20 protein-coding genes are annotated in these 21,569 nt (G+C 71.6%); 12 read left to right on the forward strand and 8 right to left on the reverse strand.

Features of this window, described 5'->3' with window-relative positions; genetic code table 11:
* Positions 1 to 185, forward strand: a 185-nt coding sequence (locus ACK4JY_RS02430) for a hypothetical protein (protein ID WP_409602619.1), incomplete at its 5' end; no start/stop codon positions are given.
* An 87-nt stretch (positions 186 to 272) separates the two neighbouring features.
* On the opposite strand, the gene ACK4JY_RS02435 is transcribed toward ACK4JY_RS02430, so the two are convergent.
* Both ACK4JY_RS02435 and cysE read right to left on the reverse strand, forming a co-directional pair.
* Positions 273 to 485, reverse strand: coding sequence for a DUF3126 family protein (locus ACK4JY_RS02435; protein WP_055832479.1), 213 nt, complete (start codon positions 483 to 485; stop codon positions 273 to 275).
* 203 nt (positions 486 to 688) lie between these two features.
* Complete coding sequence (gene cysE, locus ACK4JY_RS02440; protein ID WP_409602620.1) at positions 689 to 1,510, reverse strand: serine O-acetyltransferase; 822 nt, start codon at positions 1,508 to 1,510, stop codon at positions 689 to 691.
* Positions 1,511 to 1,705: 195 nt separating this feature from the next.
* On the opposite strand from cysE, the gene ACK4JY_RS02445 reads away from it, so the two are divergent.
* Positions 1,706 to 2,308: a nitroreductase gene (locus tag ACK4JY_RS02445; protein ID WP_409602621.1), complete on the forward strand. Its 603-nt coding sequence runs from the start codon at positions 1,706 to 1,708 to the stop codon at positions 2,306 to 2,308.
* A gap of 142 nt (positions 2,309 to 2,450) precedes the next feature.
* On the opposite strand, the gene hutI is transcribed toward ACK4JY_RS02445, so the two are convergent.
* Together hutI and ACK4JY_RS02455 are read right to left on the reverse strand one after the other, a co-directional pair.
* Positions 2,451 to 3,665, reverse strand: a complete 1,215-nt coding sequence (gene hutI, locus ACK4JY_RS02450) for an imidazolonepropionase (protein ID WP_409602887.1) — start codon at positions 3,663 to 3,665, stop codon at positions 2,451 to 2,453.
* Positions 3,665 to 4,552 carry an agmatinase family protein gene (locus ACK4JY_RS02455; protein WP_409602622.1) on the reverse strand — a complete coding sequence of 296 codons (888 nt, stop codon included), beginning with the start codon at positions 4,550 to 4,552 and terminating at the stop codon, positions 3,665 to 3,667. The genes hutI and ACK4JY_RS02455 overlap by 1 nt, the downstream gene beginning before the upstream one ends.
* A gap of 174 nt (positions 4,553 to 4,726) precedes the next feature.
* On the opposite strand from ACK4JY_RS02455, the gene hutU reads away from it, so the two are divergent.
* The 3 genes from hutU to hutH are packed head-to-tail and all read left to right on the forward strand — an operon-like array spanning position 4,727 to position 8,890.
* Positions 4,727 to 6,397: a urocanate hydratase gene (gene hutU, locus ACK4JY_RS02460; protein WP_409602623.1), complete on the forward strand. Its 1,671-nt coding sequence runs from the start codon at positions 4,727 to 4,729 to the stop codon at positions 6,395 to 6,397.
* 50 nt (positions 6,398 to 6,447) lie between these two features.
* Positions 6,448 to 7,299: a bile acid:sodium symporter family protein gene (locus ACK4JY_RS02465; protein ID WP_409602624.1), complete on the forward strand. Its 852-nt coding sequence runs from the start codon at positions 6,448 to 6,450 to the stop codon at positions 7,297 to 7,299.
* A 58-nt stretch (positions 7,300 to 7,357) separates the two neighbouring features.
* Positions 7,358 to 8,890: a histidine ammonia-lyase gene (hutH, locus tag ACK4JY_RS02470; protein WP_409602625.1), complete on the forward strand. Its 1,533-nt coding sequence runs from the start codon at positions 7,358 to 7,360 to the stop codon at positions 8,888 to 8,890.
* Here hutH and fni read toward each other — a convergent pair.
* Positions 8,845 to 9,909 carry a type 2 isopentenyl-diphosphate Delta-isomerase gene (fni, locus tag ACK4JY_RS02475; protein WP_409602626.1) on the reverse strand — a complete coding sequence of 355 codons (1,065 nt, stop codon included), beginning with the start codon at positions 9,907 to 9,909 and terminating at the stop codon, positions 8,845 to 8,847. The two genes, hutH and fni, sit on opposite strands and share 46 nt — an antisense overlap.
* A 31-nt stretch (positions 9,910 to 9,940) precedes the next feature.
* Complete coding sequence (locus ACK4JY_RS02480; RefSeq protein WP_409602627.1) at positions 9,941 to 11,773, reverse strand: PPC domain-containing protein; 1,833 nt, start codon at positions 11,771 to 11,773, stop codon at positions 9,941 to 9,943.
* A 97-nt stretch (positions 11,774 to 11,870) separates the two neighbouring features.
* Between ACK4JY_RS02480 and folD the strand changes: the two genes are divergently transcribed.
* From folD to ACK4JY_RS02505, 5 genes are all read left to right on the forward strand, one after another.
* On the forward strand, positions 11,871 to 12,794 hold the full coding sequence (gene folD, locus ACK4JY_RS02485; protein ID WP_409602628.1) for a bifunctional methylenetetrahydrofolate dehydrogenase/methenyltetrahydrofolate cyclohydrolase FolD: 924 nt from the start codon (positions 11,871 to 11,873) through the stop codon (positions 12,792 to 12,794).
* A gap of 61 nt (positions 12,795 to 12,855) precedes the next feature.
* The gene (locus ACK4JY_RS02490; RefSeq protein WP_409602629.1) at positions 12,856 to 13,527 is read left to right on the forward strand and encodes a LemA family protein; all 672 of its coding nucleotides are present in this window, start codon (positions 12,856 to 12,858) and stop codon (positions 13,525 to 13,527) included.
* Positions 13,524 to 14,339 carry a TPM domain-containing protein gene (locus tag ACK4JY_RS02495; RefSeq protein WP_409602630.1) on the forward strand — a complete coding sequence of 272 codons (816 nt, stop codon included), beginning with the start codon at positions 13,524 to 13,526 and terminating at the stop codon, positions 14,337 to 14,339. The genes ACK4JY_RS02490 and ACK4JY_RS02495 overlap by 4 nt, the downstream gene beginning before the upstream one ends.
* Positions 14,339 to 15,025: a TPM domain-containing protein gene (locus tag ACK4JY_RS02500; RefSeq protein ID WP_409602631.1), complete on the forward strand. Its 687-nt coding sequence runs from the start codon at positions 14,339 to 14,341 to the stop codon at positions 15,023 to 15,025. The genes ACK4JY_RS02495 and ACK4JY_RS02500 overlap by 1 nt, the downstream gene beginning before the upstream one ends.
* 94 nt (positions 15,026 to 15,119) lie before the next feature.
* Positions 15,120 to 15,854, forward strand: a complete 735-nt coding sequence (locus ACK4JY_RS02505) for an endonuclease/exonuclease/phosphatase family protein (protein WP_409602632.1) — start codon at positions 15,120 to 15,122, stop codon at positions 15,852 to 15,854.
* Here the strand turns inward: ACK4JY_RS02505 and ACK4JY_RS02510 are convergent.
* Positions 15,844 to 17,310 (reverse strand): phospholipase D-like domain-containing protein, encoded by a 1,467-nt coding sequence (locus tag ACK4JY_RS02510; RefSeq protein WP_409602633.1) that lies wholly within the window; start codon positions 17,308 to 17,310, stop codon positions 15,844 to 15,846. The two genes, ACK4JY_RS02505 and ACK4JY_RS02510, sit on opposite strands and share 11 nt — an antisense overlap.
* A gap of 188 nt (positions 17,311 to 17,498) precedes the next feature.
* Here ACK4JY_RS02510 and ACK4JY_RS02515 point away from each other — a divergent pair, with 188 nt between their 5' ends.
* Positions 17,499 to 17,684 (forward strand): hypothetical protein, encoded by a 186-nt coding sequence (locus ACK4JY_RS02515; RefSeq protein WP_409602634.1) that lies wholly within the window; start codon positions 17,499 to 17,501, stop codon positions 17,682 to 17,684.
* 114 nt (positions 17,685 to 17,798) lie between these two features.
* Positions 17,799 to 20,408: a tipN gene (locus ACK4JY_RS02520; protein ID WP_409602635.1), complete on the forward strand. Its 2,610-nt coding sequence runs from the start codon at positions 17,799 to 17,801 to the stop codon at positions 20,406 to 20,408.
* Here the strand turns inward: ACK4JY_RS02520 and ACK4JY_RS02525 are convergent.
* A complete protein-coding gene (locus tag ACK4JY_RS02525; RefSeq protein ID WP_409602636.1) occupies positions 20,371 to 21,564 on the reverse strand; it encodes an MFS transporter in 1,194 nt (397 codons plus the stop codon). The genes ACK4JY_RS02520 and ACK4JY_RS02525 overlap by 38 nt on opposite strands.
* Positions 21,565 to 21,569 lie beyond the last annotated feature (5 nt).

Genomic DNA, 21,569 nt, shown 5'->3' on the forward strand with positions numbered 1-21,569 from the left:
CTGCGAAGGCCGCCCCGGCGCCCGCTCCGAAACCCGCCGCCGCGGCGCCGAAGCCCGCGGCCGCTGCTCCGGCGCCCGCCCCGGCTCCGGCTCCGGCCGCCGCCCCGAAGGCCGCCGCCAAGCCGGCCGAGAAGAAGGGCTTCCTGACCGGACTGCTCGACGCGATCTTCGGCAAGACCAACTGATCGCGGCCCCAATCAGGGCCTGAAACGACGAAGCGCCGGAGGATCGCTCCTCCGGCGCTTTTTCATGCGCGTCGTTCGCCCAGACGGTCAGTCCTGCGGCAGGTCTTCCGCGAGGATGGCCATTTCGAACATGAAGCTGCCGGCCTCGTCCTCGTCCTCGAAGACGACCCCGATGAATTCGTCGCCGACATAGACCTCGCAGGAGTCATTGGGCTTGCCGCGCGGCTTCAGGATGATGCCGCCCGTGTTGAAGGTGCGCTTCAGGTGCGTCTCGACGCGCTTCATGTCGGCGGTGTTCATGGTCGGCCTCGGGGTCTGGAAACAAGCGGCGGACCGTAGAGAAAGGGGCGCGACAGGGGAAGGCGTTTTCCTCCCCATGCAATGGGGAGAGGGACCGCGAAGCGGTGGAGGGGCTGGTGGGGCGTTCGACCGTGCGGCGGACGGAGCCCCTCCGTCTCGTCGGCTTCGCCGCCGATCCACCTCCCCACTGCGTGGGGAGGAGATCAGATGACGAAGTCGTAGACGATGTCGGCGAGGGTGTGGTCCATGGTCCGGGCCGGCGCCTCGCCGGCGGGGCAGTTGACCAGGCGCGCCGGGACGCCGGCGACGGTGCAGCCGGCGGGCACGGCCTTCAGCACCACCGAGCCCGAGGCGACCTTGGCGTAGTCGCCGACGGTGATGTTGCCCAACACCTTGGCTCCGGCGCCCAGCAGCACGCCCTTGCCGATCTTGGGGTGACGGTCGCCGCGCTCCGCCCCGGTGCCTCCGAGGGTCACGTTGTGCAGCATAGACACCTCGTCGCCGACCACCGCCGTCTCGCCGATGACGATGCCGGTGCCGTGGTCGAGGAACAGGCCGGCGCCGAGGCGCGCCGCCGGATGGATATCGACCTGGAACAGTTCGGACATGCGGCTCTGAAAATGGAAGGCCAGGGCGTCGCGACCCTGGGTCCACAGCCAGTGGGCGACGCGGTGGCCCTGCAGCGCCTGGAAGCCCTTGAAGTAGAGGAAGGGCTGCAGCAGCGTCTTGATCGCCGGGTCGCGCTCGGCCACGGCGCGCAGGTCGGCCTCGGCGGCGGCGACCATGGCCGGGTCGGCGGCGTAGGCCTCGAGGCAGACCTCGCGCACCGACATGGCCGGCAGTTCGGCGTCGGCCAGCTTGCGGGCGATCTGGTAGCTGAGGGCGGCGGCCATGTCGCCGTGCGACAGGACCACGGCGTTGATCTGCGACGCCAGCAGCGGCTCCGACCGGGCGGTCTCCTGGGCGGCAAGGCGCAGCTGACCCCAGGTGTCGGGGTGGGCGGCGACGACTTCGAGCTGGGGCATCCGGGACTCCTTCGGCGACACCATAGGCCCGCCGGCATGGCCTTCGCCAGTTCGGACGGCGGGTCGCCCTCCCGCGCCATATGGTGGGCCGGCCACGCGGTCGCCACCGCCCGGCGGTCGGGCATCCGGCCATGACGCCGACGATGACGGGGCCCGCATATGGCGCGGGGCGGCGCGGAGGCCTAGCTAGGGATCATGTCCGACGCCGATCTGGGCCAGGCCCTCCCCCTCCCCGTCCCTTCGATCGAGCAGCAGGCGCGTCTGGCGCGGCGGCGGTCGGCCCCGGCCCAGGCGCTGGGCGGGTCCGGGCCCTCGCCGGACGAGATCGAACAGATCCTGCGGCTGGGGGCGCGGACGCCGGACCACGGCAAGCTGTTTCCGTGGCGGTTCGTGGTCATGGGGCCGCAGAGCCGGGCGGCGCTGGCCGAGGCCCTGCTGCCGCTGGCCGAACGGCAGGCCGATGCCGGCAAGGCGCGCAAGGTGCTGTCCAAGCTGACCGCGCCGCCGCTGACCATCCTCGTCGTCTCGACGCCGGTCGAGGGGCACAAGGTGGCGGTGTGGGAGCAGGAGCTGTCGGCCGGGGCGGTGTGCATGAACCTCGAACACGCCGCCGACGCGCTGGGCTATTCGGCGAGCTGGATCACCGACTGGTACAGCTATGATCCGGAGGCGCTGGCGCTGCTGGGGGTCGGCGCGGGCGAGCGGGTGGCCGGGTTCATCCACATCGGGACGCTGGGGGAGGCGCCGCTGGAGCGGCCGCGGCCGGATCTGGCGGCCAAGACGGTCTGGCAACCCTAGGCGAAGGCGTCCTGGATCATCAGCACGGTGGCGACGGCGAGCAGCAGGGTCACCACCACCAGGGCAGCGAACATCAGGTCCTCGATGCGGTCGCGGGACGGGCGCATGCGGGGAGAGTGGAGGGATTCGCCTTACCGGACGATTACCCGCGCGCGACGCCGGCGACGTAGCGGCGATGCAGCAGCGGCTTGCCCAGCCAGTAGCAGAGCTCGGCCGGGCGTTCGATGTCCCAGACAGCGAGGTCGGCGGCCTTGCCGGGCTCGAGGGTTCCGGCCTCGGCGGACAGGTCGAGGGCTTTGGCCGCGACGCGGGTGGCCCCGGCCAGCGCCTCTTCGGGGGTCAGGCGGAACTGGACGCAGGCGAGGTTGAGCGCCGCCGTCATCGAGGCCAGCGGCGACGTGCCGGGGTTGCAGTCGGTGGCCACGGCAATAGCCACGCCGTGGCGGCGCAGCAGCTCGACCGGCGGCGGCGTGGTCTCGCGCAGCATCAGATAGGCCCCGGGCAGCAGGACGGCGACGACGCCGGCGGCGGCCATGGCGCGGACGCCGGCCTCGGTCGCATGCTCGATGTGGTCGGCGGACAGGGCGTTGTTGCGGGCGGCCAGTTCCGCGCCGCCGCCGTCGGACAGCTGGTCGGCGTGCAGCTTGACCGGCAGGCCGAGGGCGCGGGCCCGGTCGAACAGCCGGCCGACCTCTTCGGTGGAGAAGGCGATGGGCTCGCAATAGGCGTCGACGGCGTCGACCAGACCCTCGGCGTGGGCCGCGGGGAGGATGTCGTCCACAGCCTTGTCCACATAGCGGGCGCGGTCGGCGCGGTGCTCGGGCGGGACGGCGTGGAGGCCGAGGTAGCTGGTGCGGACGCGCACGCCGGCCTCGCGACCGATGCGGCGGGCGACGCGCAGCATCCTCAGCTCGCTGTCGCGGTCGAGGCCGTAGCCGGACTTGATCTCGAGCGTGGTCACGCCGGTGGCGGTGAGGCCGGCGAGGCGGGTCAGGGCGCTGGCGTAGAGCTGATCTTCGGAGGCGGCGCGGGTGGCGGCGACGCTGGAGACGATGCCGCCGCCGGCGCGAGCGATCTGCTCATAGGTGGCGCCCTGGAGCCGCTGTTCGAACTCGCCGGAGCGGTCGCCGCCGAAAACCAGATGGGTGTGGCAATCGATCAGGCCGGGGGTGACCCAGCGGCCGTCGAGGCGTTCGGTGGCCGCGGCCTCGTGCGGCGGCAGGTCGGCGCGCGGGCCGGCGAAGACGATGCGGCCGTCGGTGATCAGGAGGGCGCCGTCGTCGAGGGCGCCGTAGGGCTCGCCGCCCTCGACCATGGTCGCCAGGCGGCAGTCGGTGATCCGGTGGTCGGCGCGGATCATCGCGTCTCAAACCCGGCCAGCAGCTCGCAGAACCAGCGGCCGGCGGTCAGGGCGCCGAGGTCGCCGATTTCCAGCGAGGGGTCGTATTCGGTCAGGTCGACGGCCTCGACCTTGGGGTGGGCGCCGATGACGCGCGCGGCGTCGAAGAAGTCTTGCGCGGAGACGCCGCCGGGCCGGGCGCCGGGCGAGGCCGGCCACTGGCCGCGGTCGATGACGTCGATATCGAAGTCGACGTAGATGACGTCGACGAGGGCGGAGAGGCGCTCCAGCTCGGCGGCGACGACGGCGGCGAGGCCCTGTTCGCGGCAGTCGCGAGCGGTGCGGACGGAGATGCCCGCCGCCTTGGCCTTGTCGTGGGCGCGGCGGGTGTTGGCGAAGGGGGCGAGGCCGACCTGGCTGATGCGGCGGCCGTCGAGACCGTCTTCCAGCAGCGCCTGTATCGGATTGCCATTGGTCAGGCCCTGGTCGGTGTCGCGCAGGTCGAAATGGGCGTCGAGGGTCAGGACGCCGACGCGGTCGAGGCCGAGTCCGTGCACGCCGGGCCGGGTGATGGCGTTGTTGCCGCCGATCAGTACGGTCAGGGCGCTGGCGGTCTGGGCGGCCACGGCTTCCCGCAGCGGGACGAAGGCGTCGGCGGGGGAGACGGCCTTGAGCGGGACGTCCCCGGCGTCGTGGACCCGGGTGTGGAGTTCGCCTCCGGTCTCGACGTCATAGGTCGAGAAGCGCGGCAGCACGGCGCGGAAGGCCTTTGGCCCAAGGTCGCAGCGGCCGGGCGTCAGGGATCGTTCGTTGAGCCCGGCGCCGATCAGGGCGACCGGGGCATCGGGCTGGTCGCCGATCAGGTCGGCGACAGAGCGCCACGAGAGGGCTTCGGATTCGGTCATGACCCTCAATAGACCCTTCTCCACCCGGGGGAGAAGGTGGCCCGGAGGGCCGGATGAGGGGGCTCGTTCCGCGGCCAACCCGTCAGACAGCGAGCACAAGGCCTCCAGCCCCCTCATCCGGCTCGCTCCGCGAGCCACCTTCTCCCCCGAGGGGAGAAGGGCTTAGATGGCCTCATGTCGACTCAAACCACCCCGAACACCCGCGTCATCCGCAGCCCGCGCGGCCTGGAGATGACGGCGAAGACCTGGGCCGCCGAGGCGGCGCTGCGGATGCTGATGAACAACCTCGATCCCGAGGTCGCCGAGCGGCCCGAGGACCTCGTGGTCTATGGCGGCATCGGCAAGGCGGCGCGCGACTGGCCCTCGTTCGACCGCATCGTCGCCGAGCTGCGCAATCTGGAAGCCGACCAGACCCTGCTGGTGCAGTCGGGCAAGCCGGTCGGCCTGTTCCGCACCCACGAGGACGCCCCGCGCGTGCTGATCGCCAACTCCAACCTCGTGCCGAAATGGGCGACCTGGGAGCATTTCAACGAGCTCGATCGCAAGGGGCTGATGATGTACGGCCAGATGACGGCCGGCTCGTGGATCTACATCGGCACCCAGGGCATCGTTCAGGGCACCTATGAGACCTTCATGGAGGCCGGGCGCCAGCACTATGGCGGCGACTGGTCGGGCCGCTGGATCCTGACCGCCGGCCTCGGCGGCATGGGCGGGGCCCAGCCGCTGGCGGCGACCATGGCCGGAGCGTCCTGCCTGGCAGTGGAGTGCCAGCGCAGCCGGATCGAGATGCGGCTGAAGACCCGCTATCTTGATGTGATGGCCGAGACGCTGGACGAGGCGCTGGCCGTGCTTGAGCAGGCGAAGGCGGACGGAAAAGCCATATCGGTCGGGCTGTTGGGCAATGCGGCGGATGTTCTGCCTGAGCTAGTCAAACGCGGCGTGCGGCCCGATCTGGTCACCGACCAGACCAGCGCCCACGACCTGATCAACGGCTATCTGCCGCAGGGCTGGACCGTCGCGGAGTGGGAGGACGGGCGCGTCTCCGACCCGGCCGCGGTCGAGGCCGCGGCGCGCCAGTCGTGCGCCGTCCACGTCCAGGCCATGCTCGATTTCCAGTCGGCCGGCGTGCCGACGACCGACTATGGCAACAATATCCGGCAGGTCGCCTTCGACGCCGGCGTGGCCAACGCCTTCGACTTCCCCGGCTTCGTTCCGGCCTATATCCGCCCGCTGTTCTGCCGCGGCGTCGGGCCGTTCCGCTGGGCCGCGCTGACCGGCGACCCGGACGACATCCGCAAGACCGACGCGGCGATGAAGACCCTGTTCCCGGACAACGCCGGCCTGCATCGCTGGCTCGACATGGCCCGCGAGCGGATCGCCTTCCAGGGCCTGCCGGCGCGGATCTGCTGGATCGGTCTCGGCGACCGCCACCGGGCCGGGCTGATGTTCAACGACATGGTGGCCTCGGGCGAGCTGAGCGGTCCGATCGTCATCGGCCGCGACCACCTCGACTCCGGCTCGGTCGCCAGTCCGAACCGCGAGACGGAATCAATGATTGACGGGTCGGACGCGGTGTCGGACTGGCCGCTGCTGAACGCCCTGCTGAATACCGCCTCGGGGGCCAGCTGGGTGTCGCTCCATCACGGCGGCGGCGTCGGCATGGGCTATAGCCAGCACTCGGGCGTGGTCATCGTCGCCGACGGCACGCCGGAGGCGGCGAAGCGGCTGGAACGGGTGCTGTGGAACGACCCGGCGACGGGGGTGATGCGCCATGCCGATGCGGGGTATGAGATCGCCAAAGAGGCCGCCCGCGAACACGGCCTGACCTTGCCAAGCCTGACTTGATCCTCTCCCGCCGGGAGAGGGGTCTGAAAATTCCCACCTGAGGACCTCGCATGGAATTCGCCGCCGTCGCCCTGCCTCTGGCCCTCGGGATCATCATGTTCGGCCTCGGGCTGGACCTGACGCCGGCCGACTTTGTCCGCGTGGCGAAGCAGCCGAAGGCCGCCGCCGTCGCCCTCGCCTGCCAGCTGCTGTTGCTGCCGGCGATCTGTTTTGGGCTGGTGCTGTTGTTCCGGCTGCCGCCGATCCTCGCGGTCGGGATGATGCTGCTGGCGGCCTCGCCCGGCGGCACGACCGCCAACCTGTACAGCCACCTGTTCCGCGGCGATGTGGCGCTGAACATCTCGCTGACCGCCATCAACTCGGTCATCGCCGTGGTCACCCTGCCGGTGCTCACCAATCTGGCCATCGCCTGGTTCCAGCCGGGCGATCTCAGCGTCGGCCTGCAGTTCGCCAAGACGGTGGAGGTGTTCCTGATCGTCCTCGTCCCGGTGGCGCTGGGGATGACCGTGCGGGCGCTGAAGCCGGGCTTCGCCGCGGCCATGGACAAGCCCGTCCGGATCGCCTCGGTGGCCATTCTGGTGCTGGTTATCGTGGGGTCGGTGGCGAGCAGTTTCGACCTGTTCGCGGCCAACTTCCTGCTACTGGGCGGGATCGCCGTCGCCTTCTGCGTCCTGAGCCTGACGGTCGGCTATGTCGTGCCGCGCCTGCTGAAGATCGAGAAATCCCAGGCGGTGGCCAGCGCCTTCGAGGTCGGCATCCACAACGCCACCCTCGCCATCGTCATCGCCCAGGGCGTGCTGGAGCGGCCGGACATGTCGCTGCCGGCCGCTATCTATGGCGTGCTGATGTTCCCGATCGCGGCCCTGTTCGGCCTGTGGGTGACGCGGCGACAGGCCGGCTGAGCCGGCGGAATCCGCCAACGGGTTTTCCTGACCCGGCGCATGGGGATAAGGGGAGCGGATGACCCTCACCCTCGGCCAGTCTCCCCTCACCCTCAGCCAGCTTCGCGCGGTGGTTGACGCCCCCACGGCCGTCGCGCTCGCCCCCGAGGCCTGGACCGCCGTCGAGCGCGGCGCGGCCGTGGTCGCCGCCATCGTCGCCGAGGGCCGCACCGTCTATGGCGTCAACACCGGCTTCGGCCTGCTGGCCAACACCTCCATCGCGACGGAGGACCTCGAGACGCTGCAGAAGAATCTGGTGCTCAGCCACGCCTGCGGCGTCGGCGCCCTGCTGCCCGACGAGGTCGTGCGCCTGTTGATGGTGCTGAAGATCGCCTCGCTGTCGAAAGGGGCGTCCGGCATCCGGCGCGGGACGCTCGAGGCGCTGATCGCGCTGGTCAACGCCGACGTCCTGCCGTGCATCCCATCCAAGGGGTCGGTTGGCGCGTCTGGCGACCTCGCCCCGCTGGCGCATATGAGCTGCGTGCTGATCGGCGTCGGCGAGGCGCGCCATAACGGCGAGACCCTGTCGGCCGAGGCCGCCCTCGCCCGCGTCGGCCTGAAGCCGCTGGTGCTCGGCCCCAAGGAAGGCCTCGCCCTGCTCAACGGCACCCAGTGCTCGACCGCCCTCGCCCTCGCCGGCCTGTTCGCCGCGGAGGCCGCCTTCGCCGCCGGCGTCGCCGCCGGGGCCCTGTCGGTCGATGCGCTGAAGGGCTCCGACGCGCCGTTCGACGCCCGCATCCACGCCCTGCGCGGCCAGCCGGGCCAGATCGCGGTCGCTGCCCGGCTGCGCGATCTGATGGCCGGCTCGGCGATCCGCGACAGCCACCGCGAGGACTGTTCCAAGGTGCAGGACCCCTACTCCCTGCGCTGCCAGCCGCAGGTGATGGGAGCGGTGCTGGACGTGCTGCGCAACGCCGCCGCGACGCTGGAGCGCGAGGCCAATGCCGTGACCGACAATCCGCTGGTCTTCATCGAGGATGGCGACGTGATTTCCGGCGGCAACTTCCACGCCGAACCCGTTGCTTTCGCGGCGGATATGATCGCCATGGCCCTGGGCGAGATCGGCAATATCTCCGAGCGCCGGACCTCTATCCTGGTCGATCCGAAGATGAGCGACCTGCCCGCCTTCCTCGTCAAGGAGAGCGGTCTGAACTCAGGCTTCATGATCGCCCAGGTCACGGCGGCGGCCCTCGTCGCCGAGAACCGGATGGTCGCCCACCCGTGCAGCATCGACACCGTGCCGACCTCGGCCAATCAGGAGGACCACGTGTCGATGGCGACCCATGGAGCGCGGCGGCTGCTGGACATGGCGGAGAATACGGCGACGGTCGTGGCCATCGAACTGCTGGCGGCGGCGCAGGGGATCGAGTTCCACCGGCCGCTGCGGACCTCGGCCGATCTGGAGCAGGTCTTCGCCATCGTGCGCGAGGCGGCGGCCGCCTATGGCTCGGACCACTATTTCGCGCCGGATATCGCGCGGGCGACGGACGGGGTGCGGGCGGGCCGTTACCGGGTGTTCGCTGGCGACCTGCTGCCGTCCGCCCAGGTCTGAAGCGGCGCCTTGCGCAGGGCGGTCAGGTTGGGCGAGCCGGTGCAGAAACAGACGGTGCGCATCTGACGGATCATCGTCTGGAAATGGGCGACGACGGCCTCGGTCGAGACGGCGGCGGCGGTCAGGACGCCGGCCGCCTGACCGACCATGTCGGCGCCGAGGCGGATCGCCTTGGCGGCGTCGACGCCGTCGCGGACGCCGCCGGAGCCGATGATGGTCGCCCTGGGACAGCCGGCGCGGGCCTCGGCGATGACCCGGGCGGTGGGGATGCCCCAGTCGGAGAAGGCGGCGGCGTGGGCCTTGTCGTCGAGGTCGACGGCCCGTTCACGCTCGACCGAGGCCCAGTTCGAGCCGCCGGCCCCGGCGACGTCGATCGCGGCGACGCCCATGTCGACCAGCCGCCGGGCCGTGGCGGCCGAAAGACCGGCGCCGGTCTCCTTCACCACCACCGGGGCGTCCAGCGCCTTGACCAGCGACTGCAGCGCCGCGCCGACCCCCCACCAGTCGCGGTCGCCGCCGGGCTGGCAGGCCTCCTGCAGCGGGTTCAGATGCACGATCAGGGCGTCGGCGGCGATCATGTCGAGCACGCGCCGGGCCTCGTCGAGGCCGAAGCCGCGGGTCAGCTGGGCGGCGCCGATATTGGCGAGGATCGGGGTGTCCGGGGCCTTGAGACGCAGGGCCATGTCGAGCCCCGGCGTCGGGCCGTCGGCGGCCAGGGCCGTCCGCTGCGAGCCGACGGCGAGGGCGATGCCGAGATGCTGCGCCGCCTCGGCCAGCCGGGCATTGATGGCCTCGGCCCGATCCGGGCCGCCGGTCATGGCGCTGATCAGCAGCGGGGCCTTGAGCCGGCGGCCGAGGAAATCGGCCCCGAGGTCGATCTTGCCGTGGTCGAGATCGGGCAGGGCCTCGTGCACGAAATGGATGTCGGCGAAGCCGCTGGCGCGCCCGTGCCGCGCCTTGCCGGCGAGGATGACGTCGAGGTGCTGGTCCTTGCGGTCGGGGCTGTCGGTCAGGGCCATACGCCTCCCAACGCCGCAGCGAGCGGAAGGCTCAGGGTTGTTTCTCGACGGTCAGGGCGTAGGCCCCGGTCTGGCCCTGCTGATAGGCGCCGGCGCGGATTTCGTAGGTTCCGTCCCCGGGCGCGGTCCATTCCAGCTTGGCGTGGGTGTCGGTCAGGCCGTCGTCGTCGGAGCCCAGCACCTCGAACTCGCCGTCGTCCTTCTCGCGCCCGATGACGACGAAGCTGTCGACGTCGTTCGAGACCATGGTGATCAGCAGCTTCTCGTCCTGGCGCAGGTCGACCCGCCAGGCGTCGTAGTGGGTGTTGCTGTCGGTGGTCGCGTCGGTCGTCGTCAGGGTTCCCCACGCGGTGGAGCCGACGAGGATGCTGCCGGGCCGGGGCTGGGGACCGCGGTCGATCAGCTCGAGCGAATACAGGCCCTTGGCGTCCGACCCGAGGGGTGAGACGCGCAGGACATAGTCACCGTCCTCCGGGAGGGTGAAGTTGAGGCGCGAGTCGGTGCCCTCCATCAGGCCGTCGTCGTCGGAGGCCAGGGCGCTGAACTCGCCGTCCGCCTTGCCGATCTGCACATAGGTGTCGAAATCGCCCGAGCGCATGATGGCCTGGATCCGCTGCCCCTCGACGCCGGAGACGATGAAGGCGTCATAGCCGCGGTCATCGTCGTCGCGCGGATCGTCCTCGCTGATCTCGCCCTTGAGGCTGGCGCCGAAGGCGAGGCTGTCAGGGGCCCGTTCCGGCTCGACCTCGGTGATCGACAGGCTGTAGTCGCCGACGCCCTCGGAGAAGGCCCTCGCCTCGACGATGTAGGCGCCGGTTCTCGGCAGGGTCAGGGTCAGACGCGAGTCCGTGCCCTCGGGACCGCCGTCGTCGTCCTCGTCGAGGCTGACGCGGTTGTCGTCAAACAGCTCCAGATAGGTGTCGAAGTCGCCGGAGGTCATGTCGACGCGAATGCGCTGGCCCTCGCGGCCCTCGAACCGGTAGGCGTCGGCCGGCGTGTCGCTTTCGCTCTTGCCGTCGCTGGCGGTGAGTTCCCCGTCGACCGTGTCGCCAATGGCGATGGGCTGGGCGGCGATCGGGGGCGGCCCCTCCTGCAGGCGCAGGGTGTAGGCCCCCTCGCCGCCGGCGCCGACCGGCGTCACGCGGATCAGATAGTCACCGGTCTCCGGGGCGGTGAAGATCAGGCGCGAATTGAGGCCCTGGCCCGGGCCGTCGTCGTTCTCGGCCAGCTGGACGAAGGCGCCGCTTTCCGGCCGGCCGATCCGGACAACCGGATCGAAGGCCTCGCTGTCCAGCGAGACAGAGAGCCGGTCGCCCTGGCGGGCGCGGAAGGTGAAGGCGTCATAGGGGAGGCCGTCGTCGGTCTCGGGATCGCGGCTGGACAGGTCGCCCTCGATCGTCTGGCCGAGGCGGATGCCGGTGGGCCGCGGCGCGCGCGGAGCCGGCGGGCGCTCGGTCAGGCCGAGGGAGTAGGCGCCGCCCTCCAGCTCGGACAGCGGCCGGGCACGCAGGATGTAGGTCCCGTCGGTCGGGATGGTGAAGCGCAGGCGGGAATCCGTCCCCTCGCCGAGGCCGTCGTCGTCCGTGGCCACGGCGTCGCCGAGGGCGTCCTCGGGCAGCAGCTCCAGATACGCGTCGAACGCGGCCGAGCGCAGCACCGCCTCCAGCCGCTGACCGGCCCGGGCGGTGATCGCATAGTCGTCGTACCGGTAAGCGTCCTCGGACGCGGTCGCGTCGCCCTCCTCGATGACGCCCTCGACCGTGGCGCCCGGGGCGAGCGGCGCGGCGACCTGGGCCAGGGCGGAGCCGGCGGCGAGGACGAGCGCGAGGCCGCTGACGGCGGCGAGAATGATCTGACGGCGCATGCGAGTTCCCCTGGGTGCGACCTCGATCATAGACGACGAACCGCCCGGTCTGTAAATCGCGCTCACCGCACGATTCCTGATCACCGGAGCCGAAACCATGACGGCCGAACCCGCCCGCGCGACCCTGATCGACGGCAAGGCCTTCGCGGCCGGGCTGTTGGAGCGCGTCGCCGCCGCCGCCGCCCGGCTGGAGGCGGCGCACCGGATCAAGCCCGGCCTCGCCGTGGTCATCGTCGGCGAGGATCCGGCCAGCCAGATCTATGTGCGCAACAAGGGCGAGACCACGCTGCGGGCGGGGCTGCGCTCGGACACCCACAAGCTGCCGCAAGAGACCGATCAGGAGACGCTGCTGAACCTGATCGCGGCGCTGAACGCCGACAGCGGCATCCACGGCATCCTCGTACAACTGCCCCTGCCCGGCCATATCGACGCCGCGGCGGTGCTGGGAGCGATCGATCCGGACAAGGACGTCGACGGCTTCCACGTCGTCAACGCCGGGCGGCTGGCGGTGGGCCTGCCGGGGCTGGTTCCGTGCACCCCGCTGGGCTGTCTGATGCTGCTGAAGGCCGAGCTGGGCGACCTGTCGGGGCTGAACGCGGTGATCGTCGGGCGCTCGAACATCGTCGGCAAGCCGATGGCGCAGTTGCTGCTGGGTGAGAGCTGCACGGTGACCATCGCCCATTCGCGAACCCGCGACCTGCCGGCCCTGTGCCGCACGGCTGACATTCTGGTCGCGGCGGTCGGGCGGGCGGAGATGATCCGCGGCGACTGGATCCGACCGGGCGCGACGGTGATCGACGTCGGCATCAACCGGGTCCCGTCGCGCGATCCGGAGAAGGCGGCGCAGGGCAAGACCCGGGTCGTCGGCGACGTGGCCTTTGACGAGGCGACGGCGGTGGCGGGGCGGATCACCCCGGTGCCGGGCGGGGTCGGGCCGATGACCATCGCCTGCCTGCTGGCCAACACCTATACGGCGGCCTGCCGCGCGGCCGGCGTGGACCCCGAGCCGCTGGACGCTTGAACGGCGAAGCCTAACCTCCGATAGTCATCCTCGCAGGTCTGCAGCCTGACAGGAGACGTCGATGATTCGCTTGAACTCCCGGATGGCCGCGACCGCCGCCGTCGTGGTCCTGGCCCCGGCCGTCACCGGCTGCGGCATCAACGCCATTCCGACCAAGGAGGAGAACGCCCAGGCCAAGTGGGGCGATGTGCAGTCGGCCTATCAGCGCCGGGCCGATCTGGTGCCGCAGCTTGTCGCGACGGTGCAGGGCGCGGCGATTTCCGAACGCGCCATTCTGACCGAAGTCATCCAGGCCCGGGCCCAGGCGACCGGCGTGACGGTGACGCCGGAGACCCTGAACGACCCCGCGGCCATGCAGCGCTATCAAGCCGCGCAAGGGCAGCTGAGCGAGGCCCTGTCGCGGCTGATGCTGGTGGTCGAGCGCTATCCCGACGTGAAGTCAAACCAGAATTTCCTCGTCCTCCAGACCCAGCTCGAGGGTACGGAGAACCGAATCAACATCACCCGCATGGACTACAACGAGGCGGTCCGGGACTATAATACGTCGCTGCGGACCTTCCCGACGGTGATCTGGGCCAAGACGATCCACGGTGGGTCCGAGCCGATGCAGCTGTTCACCGCGACAGAGGCGGCGCAGAGCGCGCCAACCGTCAATTTCGACGCGCTGAACCCCGCCACGCCCGGCGGGACCGCGGCCCCGACCCAGCCCGGCGCGACACCGCCCGCTCCGTGATCGATGTCCTGACCCGAGGCCCGACGCGGCAGGTGGCGCGGCTGGTCGCCCTGACCCTCGCCGGCTGGCTGTGCCTCGCCGGCGCGGTCGCGGCCCAGACGAGCGGCTTTCCCGCCCTGACCGGCCGGGTGGTCGATGAGGCGCGGTTGTTGTCGCCGGAGACCGAGACCGCCCTGACGGCGAAGCTGGAAGCGCTGGAACGGGACACGTCCGACCAGCTGGTGGTGGTCACCGTCGAGAGCCTGCAGGGCCGGGAGATCGAGGAATATGGCTATCAGCTGGGTCGGGCGTGGGGCATCGGCCAGGCCGAGGACGACAACGGCGTCCTGCTGATCGTCGCGCCCGAGGAACGCAAGGTGCGGATCGAGGTCGGCTACGGCCTTGAACCGGTGCTGACCGACGCCCTGTCGGCCCTGATCATCCACAACGAGATACTGCCGGCGTTCCGCGATGGGGAATTTGAGCGCGGCATCGAGCAGGGCGTCGAGGCCATCGACGCCCAGTTGCGGCTGGATCCGGCGGAGGCCCAGGCGCGGGCCGCCGAGGCGGCGGCGCCGAAGGTCGGGATTCCGGTCGGGCCGTTGCTCATGATCGGCGTCATCCTGTTCCTGATGTTCGCGGGGATGATCGGCGGCCTGTCGCGGGGCGGGCGCCGACGGCGCGGGTCCGGCGTGGCGCCGATCCTGATCTGGGCGGCGAGCGAGGCCCTGCGCAGCAGCAGCCGCGGCGGCGGTGGGGGCTTCGGCGGCGGCGGCGGGTTCGGCGGGGGCGGCGGCAGTTTTGGCGGCGGGGGCGCGTCCGGCGGATGGTGATGAAATTGACGACCGGGGCGCACGACCGGATCGCCGCCGCCATCGCCGCGGCGGAGGCGCGCACGTCGGGGGAGATCTTCTGCGTCCTGGCCCGTCGCGTGTCGTCCTACCACGACGTGTCGCTGGCCTGGGCCGCCGCGGCGGCGCTGGTCCTGCCGCTGGGCCTGATCCCGCTCGGCTTCGAGCCGGGGTGGATTCCGGGCATGGCCGACAGCTGGGAGGCGGCTCACCTCGCGGCGCGCGACCTGTCGACGGGCCAGGCCCTGGGCGCCTACGCCATCGTCCAGGCGGTGGTGTTCGTGATCGTCTATCTGCTCACCCGCCTGCCCGGGGTGACGCGCTGGGTCACGCCACGGGCCGTGCGCCGCTCGCGCGTCCGCGACGCCGCGCTGCAGCAGTTCCTCGCCCACGGCCTGCACGTCACCGAGGCGCGGACCGGGGTGCTGATCTTCGCCGCCCTGTCCGACCATCAGGTCGAGGTCGTCGCCGACCAGGGCATCCACGGCAAGGTCGAGCCGTCGGTCTGGGGCGACGCCGCCGAGGCGTTGTCACAGGGCCTGAAGCGCGACGATCCGGCGGCCGGGTTCGAGGCCGCCATCGGCCTGTGCGGCGGGGTCCTGGCGCAGCATTTCCCGCCCCGGCCCGGCAATCCGAACGAGGTCGCCGACCGGCTGGTGGTCATCTGACAGCCCGCCGGAGGCGCCCCACGGGGGTCGCATTCCTGATCGAAATGGCCTAGCCCGGCCGCCTCAGAGCGTTTCGGCCCCTGCCCAGGACCTCATGCCCCGCCTGCTGACCTACAATGTCCACCGCTGCGTCGGCGTCGACCGTCGGCTCGACGTCGACCGGATCGCCGGCGTGATCGCCGAGTACGAACCCGATATCGTCTGTCTGCAGGAACTGGACGTCGGCCGGGCGCGAACCGGGATGGTCGATCAGGCCAGCGCCATCGCGCAGCGGCTGGCCATGACTTTCCACTTCAACGCCGCCATGACGGTGGAGGCGGAGGAGTATGGCGACGCGATCCTGACGCTGCGTCCGGAGCGGCTGGTCAAGTCGGGGCCGCTGCCGACGCTGCGCGGCATACCGGGCCTCGAGCCGCGCGGGGCCCTGTGGGCTGCGATCGATATCGACGGCGTCGAGCTGAATGTGATCACCACCCATCTGGGGCTGGTGCCGCGCGAGCAACGGCTGCAGGTCGCGGCCCTGCTGGGCGAGGGCTGGCTGGGGAACCCGGCCTGCATCGGCCCGACCCTGCTGACCGGCGACTTCAACGCGACTTCGATCACCCGGCCGTATCAGGCGCTGGCGCGGCGGCTGTCCGACTGTCAGCGGGCGCTGGGGCTCAGGCCGTCGGTCAAGACCTTCCCGTCCAGCTTCCCGGCCATCCGCATCGACCACTGCTTCACCAGCCCCGAGATCGAGGTGAAGGCGGTGACGGCGCCCTTCTCTCCCCTCGCCCGCATGGCCTCGGACCACCTGCCGCTTGTGGTGGATTTCGACATCAGGGCCTGATCAGCGGCTGCGGAGCCCGCTGCGAGCGGCTGCGGCGTTTCCATGGCTGGAAGGCGTCGGAGGTCGAGGTCGGATCGCCCAGCTGGAACTCGGCGATGAATTGCTCGATGGCCGATGGCCGCTTGGCGCCGAGGATCTGCATACGGCCGGTGTCAAAGCGCTGGATGGCCTCGCCAACGGAGCCAAACAGGGCCTCGGCCGCCGCGAACTCGTCGGCGCTGCCGCCGATCCAGTGGCCGATGGTGCGGTGTCGGAACCGGCGGATCGCCGCCCGCCCCGCCTCCGTCGTCGGCGCCGCCGCGACGTCGCACTCGCTGTCGAAGCCGAACGACCGGTTGTTGAGATTGGTCGAGCCGATGCGCAGCACCTCGTCGTCGAAGATCGACATCTTGGCGTGGACGATGATCCGGTCACCGCCCGGGGTGTGGGGGGCGAAGGCGTAGAAGCGGTTGTTCCGGTCGGCCTGCTCCAGCCGGAACAGGACCTCCGACCGCGCCGTGTCCATGGTCATCTGGTCGAACCAGCTGGGGCTCGTGGCCGTCGACACCAGCACCACCTCGGGGCTGTCGGGCTCGGCCAGACGCTCGGCCAGGGCGGCGGCGATCTTCGGCGAGGTGAAATACTGGTTCTCGAGGTAGATCAGCCGGCGCGCGCGACGGATGCAATCCAGGTGGAGGGCCTCGTTCTCGCGCACTTCGCGGCGCCCGGCCCAGGCCGGCTCGGTGCGGGCGATGCCAACGGGGGTGTCCAGCAGATCCGGCTCGACGCCGTCGGGCCATGGATCGCCGTCGACGTCCTGGGCCACCACCCGCTCGGACGATGAGCGATACCAGCGCTCGCGCGCCAGATCGCCGAGCGCCCGGGCCGCCGGGCCGTCCATCACGCACATGACCTCGTGCCGCGGCGGCGACAGCCGGCCTGACGGCTGGCAGCGGCGGGGATCGTCGTCGAGATGCTCGTCGGAATCCCAGCGGTCGGTCGCGACGTCGCCGCCGCCGCAGAAGGCGACGGCGTCATCGATAATGACCACTTTCTGGTGATGGCAGGCCCCGGGCGGGCTGAGGTTGTCGAGCCGGAGCTCGACCATCCGCTTGCGGAACCAGCTTTGCGCCCGGTGGGGGAAGAAGCCCTGCGACGCGGCGATGACCAGCGGCGAGCGCCAGATCAGCAGCCGCACGTCGAGGTTCGGCCGCGCCTTGACCATCATGCGCAGCTGGTGGCCGATCTGGGCTTGGGGGTCCTCCGGCCGGGATTGCGGGTCAAGCCGGGTGCGCGGATCGAATTGCCAGCCCAGCATGACAACCGACCGCTTCGCCTTGCCGAGGGCCGACTGGAGGGCCTCGAAATAGGCGGCGTTTTCCATCAGCACGGCGAACCGCCCGGCGGTCTCGACCCGCCAGCAGTTGTCTCCCGGCGCCAGCCAGGGCTCGCTCTGTTCGTTCGCCGAAAGGCTCATGAAGGCAGCCTGACCGATTCGCGTGACGGCGGCATGCGCCCAAGCTTTACAGGACGCTTGGCGGCGGCTTCCGTTCCATCCCGGGCGCGCCGTAAACCCTTCCGCCCGATACGCCACGCCGGCCCGATTGCCCGACCGGTGTTTTGGGCGCATAAGGACGGTGTTCAACCGGACAGGGGAGGTCGGCGATGCAGGCGCTGATCGAGATGATCATCGGCTTTATCGCCCTGCTGGCCGCCGCGGCGCTGTCGCAGTTCGGCCTGCAGCTTGACGCCCCCGAAAAGTCCCGGCGCGAAATCCACCGGGTGCGCGACTGCGGCGAGCCGCCGTCCGGCGCGGTCCTCGCCATCGCCGAACGCAAGCAGGACTGCTGAGCCGGCCGGGATTCGTCCGGGCTCGCCTTTGCGCGCCGCGAATGAGCCGCTAGGGTCTGGACGGGTCGCGCGCCCCGGCTGCGCGACGTCGCATCCAGTCGAGATCGCCGCCTCATGAAGTCCCGCCACCGGCCGCCGCTGAACCTGACCGACCCCGAACCGGAGGTCGACGCCATGGCCGAGATCAGGGCCGCGCTGGAAGCGCCCGACGCCCCGGAGGCGGATCTGCACGCGGAGTTGGAGCCGGACATGGAGCCGGACATGGAGCCGGAACCCGAGCCGAGAGCCGAGCGCCCGATGTCCGAACGTCGTCGCCGACGCCTCGCCGAGGAACGGCGCCAGGCCGAGCAGCGGGCCGCCGAGGCCGCGCGCCGGGACGCCGCGGCCCTCGCCCTCCCGCCGCAAGCCGAATTGTCCGTGTCGGCCGATGCGCCGCCGGCGGCCTATGATCCGCCCCCGCCGCCGGCGCCGCTGCGGCGAGCGGTGGACGCCGACCCGTCGGGCCGACATGCCTATCTGCTGGCCGGCGTCGCGGCGGCGCTGTGGATCGGCGGCATCGCGGCCTGGCTGGCGTTCGAGATCGGCTCCGGGGCGGTCGAGCTCGAGCCGCTGCGGCTGGCGGTCTACGCCATGATCGCCCTCGCCCCGGCGGGGCTGGCCATCCTGCTGGCCCATGCCATGCGTCAGGGGGCCGGCCTCGCCGCCGAGACCCGCCGCGCGCGCGGCCTGTCGGAGGCGCTGGTCGCGCCGACGGCGCTGGCGGCGCAGCAGACTGGCGAGGTGCTGCAGTCGTTGCGCAACGACATCGACCAGGCCTCGCTCGCCGCCGAGCGCGCGCGCCACGACATGACCCTGCTGCGCGAGGCGCTGGCGCACGAGACGGCGCGGCTCAACGAGGCGGCCGAGACCGCCGGCAGAACCGCCCGGCGGCTGGCCGAACAGCTCGGTCAGGAGCGCGACCAGATGCAGACGCTGGGGGTCCAGCTCGACAGCCAGGCGACCGGGGTGATCGACGCCGTCGAACGCCAGTCGCGCATGGTCGTCGACGCCTCGGACCTGGCCCAGACGCAGTTGCGCGAAGCCGAGGCCGCCCTCGCCGCCCGCGCCGCGGACCTTGCCGCCGCCGCCGGCGAGGCCCAGGACGCCGCCCGCGTCGCCGCCGACGATCTGGCCCGCCAGACGCTGCGGCTGGAGAACGCCGGCTCGGGCGTGGCCGAACAGATCCAGTCCGTCGAGGAAGGCCTCGGCCAGCAGCGCGCCGCCCTCGTCACCGCCGCCTACGCCCTGCGCACCGACCAGGAGGACTTCTCCGCCCAGGTCGAGAGCCAGCGGGCCCAGCTGACCGAACAGCTGTCAGCCACCCGGGCGGTCACCGACGAACTGGGCCAGACCTCGGCGCGGACGACGGACAGCATCAAGGATCTGGTCGAGGCGGCGACGGACCAGTTCCGCGCCCTCGTCGACATGTCGCAACGCGAGGCCGACGGCTTCGACAGCGCCACCAAACTGGCGCTCGACAAGTTCGAGTCGCTGGCCGCCGAGGCGCGTGACGCCCTGGTCGAGGAGACCCGCCGCGCCCTCGCCGCGCTTCAGGCCACGGCCGAGGACTCCCGCGCCGCCGCCGCCGATGCCGCCGAACAGGCCCAGGTCCGGGCCGACCGGCTGGGCGAGGCCCTGTTCGAGGCGGCGCAGAAGGCCGATCAGGCCGCCGACGCCCGCGTCGACAGCGCCCGGCGCATCGTCGTCGAGACCAGCAGCCTGGTCGACGAGGCCGGCCAGCACGCGCTCGAGCGGCTGGAGACCACGGTCGAGCGGATGAACGCCGCCTTCGCCCGCATCGACCAGGCGATGGAGGACCTCGACGAGCGGGCCTCGCGCCTGCCGGAAGAGGCGCAGAAGCGGGTCGAGGCGGTGCGCGCCTCGGTCGAGGACGGCCTCGCCGCCCTGTCGGCCGCCTCGCAGAAGGCCGCCGCCGACACCGAGGCGCTGGACGCCGGCTTCCAGGAGCGGGTGCGGCGCAACTACGACATGCTGACCGAGGCGGTCCGGCTGATGGGGGTGGTGTCCGGCGAGAGCCCGACCACCAGCCGCCGCCGCGAGGCCCTGGCCGCCAGCGCGACGCCCGAGGAGGCGCCGCCGCGACCCCGGCCGGAACGGGCGCCCGAGCGCCCGCCGGAGCGGACCGCCGAGCGATCGGACGAGCCGCGCGGCTTCGGTCTGCGCGGGCGGCTGAAACTGGAGCCGATGCCCGGCGCGGCGCCGGCCAACCAGGCCGAGCAGGACCGGCTGGGCTGGAGCGATCTGGTCGACGAGGGGCCCGGCGAGGCGCCGCTGGACCTCGACACGCCGCTCATGCCGGCGGTCGACAGCGAGGCGCTGGGCGAGCGGATCACGGCGGCGATCCGGCGCATGGGCGTCGATCCCAACGCCCTGCTGCCGCGGTCGCGCGTCGAGGAGGCCGCCCAGGCGGTCGCCGCCGGCGATCCCGACCGGGCCCGGCAGATCGTGCGCCGCGTCGCCCCGGCGGCGGTGCGCAGCGTTTCGCGGCGGGTGCTGACCGACACCGAGCTGAGGGCCGACGCCGAAGCCTTTGTGCGGGCCTATGGGCGCGAACTGTCGGGTCTGGCGGCGGCGCAGGACGGGCCGGGCGTGCTGGGCCGGCTGACCACCGACGGCGGCCGCGCCTTCATGCTGCTGGACGCGGCGATCGGGGATCTGGCCTGACCTCGACCAGCCGTCGTTTGAGCGGGATGGCGGCGATCAGGCCGGCGGCGGCCATGGCCGCCATGGCCCAGTAGCCCCCTGCCCCGAACCGGTCGTACAGCGGCCCCGAGGCCGCCGTCGCCAGCCCGATCAGCAGGCCGGCGGACAGCACCGAGCTCAGCGTCTGGGCGGCGGTGTGGCTGTCGGGGCGGGTTAGCCGCTCGACGATCTGCAGCCCCGCGAGGAAGGTGGCGGCGAAGGTCAGGGCGTGCAGCGCCTGCAACGGCCACAGCAGCCACAGCGGCGGGGCCAGGGCCATGGCGCTCCAGCGCACCACGGCGGCGGCCGAGCCGACCATCAACAGGCTCCACGGGCCGATGCCGACGCGCCGGCGCCACGGCTCGAACAGCCACATCAGGGCGATCTCGGCGACCACGCCGAAGGCCCACAGCTGACCGGTGACCGCCTCGCTTATCCCCTGGGTTTTCCACATGATGGCCGAGAAGCCGTACTGGAAGGCATGGGCGGCCTGGACCGCGCCGACGGCGAAGATGGCGGTCATGAACAGCGGATCCACGAGCAGGCGGCCGAGGCCGCGGAAGCGCTCCAGCCCGGCCACGGCCGCGCCGTCGGCGACCGTCTCGGCCGGCAGGACGAAGGCGGCGACGGCGGCCAGACCGAGGGACGAGACCACCAGCCAGACGATCACCCCGTCCACGGGTCCGTGCAGCAGCAGGGCGCCCATGGCGATGTTGGCGGCGACAAAGGCGGCCGAGCCGGCGCCGCGCGGCAGGGAGAAGCTGAATCCCAGACGCGCCGCCAGCCTCAGCGTCATGACATCGGTCAGGGGCACCAGCACCCCCATGGCCGTGGCCCCGACGAACCAGCCGATGGCGCGCACCGGATAGAGGTCGGAGAGGCCGGCCAGGGCATACCCGGCGGCCGTGACCAGTCCCATCAGGGCGATCGGCGTGCGGCGATAGCGAAAGCCGTCCGCCCACACCGCCAGCAGCGGGCCGGTGACGACCCGGGCCAGCATCGGCGCCGCCAGCAGGGTGCCGATCTCCGCGCCGCTCAGGCCCTGGGCGCGCATCCACAGGCCCGCGAACGGGAGCGAGACGCCGGTGGCGCCGAAGAGCAACACATACTGCAAAGCCATACGCTGGGCGGCGGTCATGGCGG

The sequence above is a fragment of the Brevundimonas sp. genome (genome assembly GCF_046295595.1).
In the GTDB taxonomy this organism is placed as follows: Bacteria; Pseudomonadota; Alphaproteobacteria; order Caulobacterales; family Caulobacteraceae; genus Brevundimonas.